Origin of the sequence: Streptococcus sp. 17.1 (assembly GCF_016648655.1) — a bacterium.
Lineage (GTDB): Bacteria > Bacillota > Bacilli > Lactobacillales > Streptococcaceae > Streptococcus > Streptococcus salivarius_E.
This window is the reverse complement of record NZ_JACLQM010000042.1, coordinates 1-3,147: the sequence shown is the minus strand read 5'-3', so window position 1 is coordinate 3,147 and position 3,147 is coordinate 1. Positions and strand designations below refer to the sequence as shown.

Sequence of the window (3,147 nt, the reverse complement as noted above, 5' to 3'; positions counted from 1 at the left end):
TATGTAATCGTTTTCTTATTTTTGTCTAAATTTCTTATATTTTCTTGAAAGTCTCTAAAATAGCGCTATAATAGGACTTAGGAAATGGAGGAAAAATTATGAAAGTACATTCTAATTTTACTGGACCTAAGTCCAAAAAACGTCTGATTGCATTCTCATGTGCAACTGCCCTTGCAGGTTTTGCCTTTATCGCAAGACCTGCTTTCGCTGAGGAAGCTAAAGCTGACAACGCATCTAACCTTGATGCAACTGCTGCAACATCTACCAATGTGGAAACCACAGCAGACCTTGTCGAAACTAAGGTTGTTGAAGCTCCTGCTACTACTGAAAAGGTAGCCAGCACTGAAAGCACTACAAATGTCTCAGAACAAGTCACAACTTCTGCTGCAAGCTCTGAAGTTGTCAGTGAAACTGCCTCAACAACTGCAAGTGAAAGCCAAACTCCTGCAGAATCAGCCACAGGCCAAACGCGCGAAGCTGTAACTACAGACCGAGCTGCCAATGAGCCAGCTTCAGTACCTAATGAAACAAACGTCACTGGTGGTCAGTACTATAGAGACGAATATGGCTACTGGCATTACAAAGATGCTAGCGGTAAAGACCTGACTGGACCACAAACTATTGATGGCGTTAAGGTCTACTTTAGAGATAGTGGTGTTCAGGTTAAAGGGGAATTTACCTGGGACGGTCACTATTATGACAAAGATTCTGGTGCTCTTGTTACTAATAAATTCGTTGAGAGTTACGGTAGCACCTATTACCTAGATGAAAATGGCAATAAAGTAATCGGTCCCAAAGAAATTAATGGGGAATGGAATTATTTTGACGACTACGGTGAACAAGTTAAAGGTAGATTTGCTTCTGATGACCGTTATTACGACGAAAACGGAAAACAAGTTGATTTCGGGACAAACCGCTATTTTGAATTAAACGGAAAATGGTACTATGCTGGAAATGATGGTGCTATTTTAAAGGGACCACAAACCATCGATGGCGTTAAGGTTTACTTCAATCAAGGTGGTGTTCAAGTTAAGGGCTATTTTGTTAGAAATGATACTAACAATAAAGAACACTATTACGACAAAGATTCTGGTGCACTAGTCACTAACAACTACGTTATTGCCTACGATAACTATACCCACCAAAATGAACGCTACTATGTTGATGAGCAGGGTATTCGTGTAAAAGGTGCTAAAACTATCAATGGTAAACAGGTTTACTTTACATATGATGGAAGACAAGTCTTCGACAATTTTGGTGACGATGGCTACTTCTATGATCAGGATGGTAACCGAGTCGACCTAGGCACAAACCGTTATGTTCAAATTAAAGGCAACTGGTACTACATCGGTAACGATGGAAAAATCTTGACAGGTGAACAAACTATTGATGGCGCTCATGTCTACTTTGGCTATAAAGGTATCCAAGTGAAAGGAGATTTTGACTACAACAAACAATTTCATGATAAAGACTCTGGAAATCTAGTTACTAATCGTTTCGTAACAGTTAAAGACAAAACCTACTTTATTGGAGCTGATAGTAAGGCTATCAAAGGGGCAACAGTCATCGACAACATTGAATACTTCTTTGATAAAGAAACTGGTGCTCAAGTTAAAGGAAATTTCGCAAGAAACGATAAATACTACGATGGGGTCACTGGTGCTCTCGTAACCAATAGCTATGTCCAAGTTGATAAAGACTGGTACTATGTAGGCAATGACGGTAAAAGACTTAAAGGTTCTCAAACCATTAACAATGTTCCTGTATACTTTGATCCTTATGGGGGTAAACAAGTAAAAGGAGAGTTTGGTGATAATGGTTACTATTACGACCAAAATTCTGGTGCCAAAGTAGATTTGGGAACAAGTCGCTATGTCCAAGTTAACGATAATTGGTACTACGTCAATGCTGAGGGTAAGATTCTCAAAGGCGAACAGACCATCGATGGGGTTCAAGTCCATTTTGATACTAAAACAGGGCAACAAATTAAAGGGGGCTTTACTGACAAAGATGGTAAATTAGTCATAAAAGAAAAATATTATCTATCTGGTACTCCTATGAGATATTATGATAAAGACTCCGGTGCTCTTGTAAAAAATCAATACTTCAACCATAATGGTAAATGGTACTATGCAGATGCAGAAGGTAATATCCTTAAAGGCTCACAAACCATCGATGGGGTACATGTTTACTTTGACTATAATGGTGTACAAGCTAAAGATACTGTTCTTGATGGTTACTACTACGATAAAGATACTGGCGCACGGAAAGAGCTCCCTCGTGATCAGTTTATTAAAATTGGTGACGATTTATACTATTTTAGCAGTAATGGACGAACTGGAAGTATAAGTGTTAACGGTAAGGATTACTATGTTGAGCAAAACGGAAGGGTCCTTCGTGGTTCCTTTAACATATATCAAAATCCACCTTACTATGATGATGAAACTGGCGAAGCTGTAGAAAAAACTGGTTTTGTTAAATCTCGCGGTAGTTGGTTCTACCTAGAAAATGGTAAAAAAGTCGCAGGTTTCAAAAAAATTGATGGGAAACTTTACTATTTCTCTGCCAATCCAATGAACAAATACGAAACAAACGAACAAGTTCGTGGAAAATTAGTTGGACCTAAGTTTTATATTTCTTTTCTTAGCAGAGCAGAAGACAACCCAACTTACTACTTCGACGCTGAAACAGGTGCTGCTGTAACCAACCAATTCGTCTATGCAGATGGACACTGGTACTACTTCGGTAACGATGGAAAGGCTCTTCTATTTGATCAAGTCATCAATGGTCAACACCTCTACTTTGATTATCAAGGTAAGCAAATTAAAGGCAATTTCGTTACAGACTACAAGGGGACTCGTTACTACGATGAAAACTCTGGGGAGCTCGTAACCAACCAAACACGTACCATCAATGGTGTGACTTATCACTTTGATGAAAATGGACGTGCAAATCAATTGTAAATTAAGTCCGAAAATCGACTAAAATTATTCTTATAAGACATCTATACTAAGGAAGTTGATTAATTTCAACTTCCTTTTAAAAATCCAAGAAAATAATTTTTGTCTACTTTAAGAAAACTTTAGGCTTTGCTTTATATACTATAACCATCCTAAAACTTTTCTTTTTCATAATCTCCTAAATCCA

At 38.1% G+C, this 3,147-nt stretch carries 1 protein-coding gene; it reads left to right on the top strand.

The window, feature by feature from the left end:
* Positions 1-98 precede the first annotated feature (98 nt).
* Positions 99-2,963 carry an N-acetylmuramoyl-L-alanine amidase family protein gene (locus tag H7T99_RS10475; RefSeq protein WP_037602292.1) on the top strand — a complete coding sequence of 955 codons (2,865 nt, stop codon included), beginning with the start codon at positions 99-101 and terminating at the stop codon, positions 2,961-2,963.
* Positions 2,964-3,147 lie beyond the last annotated feature (184 nt).